Source organism: Synechococcus sp. H55.11, from assembly GCF_047462475.1.
Lineage (GTDB): Bacteria > Cyanobacteriota > Cyanobacteriia > Thermostichales > Thermostichaceae > Thermostichus.
In genome coordinates this window covers 4,748-7,123 of record NZ_JANSJI010000091.1, presented here as the reverse complement: position 1 = coordinate 7,123, position 2,376 = coordinate 4,748, and the positions used below count along the sequence as shown (strand labels likewise).

Sequence of the window (2,376 nt, the reverse complement as noted above, 5' to 3'; positions counted from 1 at the left end):
CCCCTCTCCCTGAGGGAGAGGGGAGTTAGAGCGGCGCGTTCGCGACAGCGTTGCGAAGCAATAACAACGTAGAGAAAAGTTTCATGGCTATTTGAATGACCATACGTCCCGCTATCGGAATCGGCGCCATTTAGCTATTTGTTGTACTTGCTGGCGTCTCATTGTTACTTGAATGTTATCTGAATTGACTACAAGAAAGCGGCAGAGAAGGGATCCCTGCCGCCCGATTTCCTGGGGAGTTGGCAACAGAATCAGTATTGATTAAGTACCGATAATGCCACCGTCATTTTTGGTAATCACCACCACCGCCGAGCGGGGGTAGATGTTGTTGTCATAATTGGGCCAGCGAGAAATGATCTTGCCGGCGGCAAAGTCTTCCTCGCTGGTGCTGGCACCAGGGTGCTGCACGTTGATGAACAGAGTGCGCTGGTCGGGAGTGGTGACCACGCCGGTGATCTCCTGTCCGATCGGCCCGGTCAAGAAGCGGCGAATTTCGCCGGTATCCGGATCGGCAGCCAGCATCTGGTTGTTGCCGAACTGGGCAAAATCTCCCTTGTTGAGGTTGCTCTCGCTACAATCCGTTTGGATCCAGAGGCGACGGCTGGCATCGAACCACAACCCATCGGGAGAGTTGAAGATGTTGTCCGAGCTGAGAGCTTGGCCGGATAAGGTGCGGCTATCTCCTGGCGGGCCGGCCAGGACGAAGATGTCCCACTCAAAGCGGGTAGCTTGGGGCTGGCCATTGGCTTCCTTCCAGCGGATGATGTGGCCCCACTGGTTTTTGGGACGAGGGTTGGCGGCGTTCACCTGGTCTTGTTCCCGCTTGCTGTTGTTGGTTAGGGTGAAGTAGACCATGCGGGTCTTGGGATCCACTGCTCCCCACTCGGGCCGATCCATCTTGGTGGCGCCGACGAAGTCTGCCGCGGTGCGGGTGTTTACCAATACATCCGCCTGGCTGGTGAAACCATTCTCGGGGGTGAAGCCGTTTTGCCCAAACACCAGCGGGATCCACTCCCCTGTGCCGTCTTCGTTGAACTTGGCCACGTACAGGGTGCCGTTGTCCAGCAGGTGGCCGCCTGCCGTCTCCTTGCGGTAGGGCTCGGCCGAGACGTACTTGTAGATGTACTCAAAGCGGGCATCGTCCCCCATGTAGAGCACAATCGGCTGCCCTTCCACTGGCGGCTGGAACACCACGCCCTCATGGGCAAAGCGGCCCAGAGCTGTGCGCTTCTGGGGCTTGCTGCTGGGATCAAAGGGATCGATCTCCACCACCCAGCCAAAGGTGTTGGGCTCGTTGCGGTAGTCCTGGGTGGCATCTGCAGCGGTGGGGGTGGCGTTGAAGCGGATGAACTCGTCGGCCTTGTTGCTAGCCAGCTCCCAGCCGTAGCGGGAGGTCTCGGTGCTCACGCCGTAGCGCTTGTGCTCGCGGGGCAGGTTGGGCTTTTGATCCGGCCCTTTGCTGGTGTTGGTGAAGTAGCCGGCCCAGTTCTCCTCGCAGGTGAGGTAGGTGTTCCAGGGAGTAACCCCGTGGGCGCAGTTGTTTAAGGTGCCCCGTGTCATCGTGCCATCGGGGCTGAACTTGGTCTTGACGAAGTCGGATCCCCGCACCGGGCCCTGGATCTCCATGAGGGTGAGGCCGGTGATGCGGCGGTTGAGGCGATCCCGCACCACAGTCCAGTTACCGTCCGCCTCCCGCTTGATGTGGACAATGCTCACCCCGTGGGCGTTTAGCTCTTTCAGCACTTGATCGGGATCGCGGCTGCCGTCGGGGTTGACTGGGTAGCTCTCGTCGTTAAGCTTTTGACCCTTGGCGGCAGCATGCATAAAGCGCGGCTCCACATACTCGTGGTTGAACACCAACAAGCCCTCGGTGGAACTGCCCTGCCAGGGATCCTTGCCCTCAATAGGGAAGAAGTGCATACCGTCGTGGTGGCTGCCCACCTGCATCCCCTGCTCGGCGCCGGTGTTCTCCAGCTTGAACTCAGGGTAGGTGCCGGTGATAGGGGTACCCCAGGCCAGCAGCGGTCGAGCCGTGTAGCCTTCCGGTACCACCACTTTGTCCTCTGCGCTCACGGGGATCGCCTTGAAACCCAGCAAGGCACTACCGCTGGCCGCTTTGGCCGATTTACTAGCGTTGTTTAGCGCCGGTAGGCCAAAAAAGGTGGCCACTGCCGCGGCAACTCCCCCCTGCAACACTTGGCGCCGCTGCAGGCGAGTTTCCAGGATGCTGCTAAAGGTGGGGTTGGGCGAATGATTGCACAGAGGCTCGTCCCCATGGCGAAGCCTAGAATCCTGTGGATTATTCATGTTGAGTTCTCCCCTTCTCTTGTCTTGTCGATCTTTTATTCCCTGCGTTCTTCACGCATTGGGACAGGC

The 2,376-nt window shown here is 59.0% G+C and carries 1 protein-coding gene; it reads right to left on the bottom strand.

The genetic code is table 11. From position 1 onward, the window contains the following. Positions 1-261: 261 nt before the first annotated feature. The gene (locus tag NW853_RS04170) at positions 262-2,307 is read right to left on the bottom strand and encodes a PhoX family protein (protein ID WP_414333487.1); all 2,046 of its coding nucleotides are present in this window, start codon (positions 2,305-2,307) and stop codon (positions 262-264) included. Between the last annotated feature and the right edge of the window lie 69 nt (positions 2,308-2,376).

Coding starts and splice junctions, on each gene's coding strand:
- NW853_RS04170 (WP_414333487.1), bottom strand. CDS start 2,307: ATGAATAATCCACAGGATTCTAGGCTTCGCCATGGGGACGAGCCTCTG.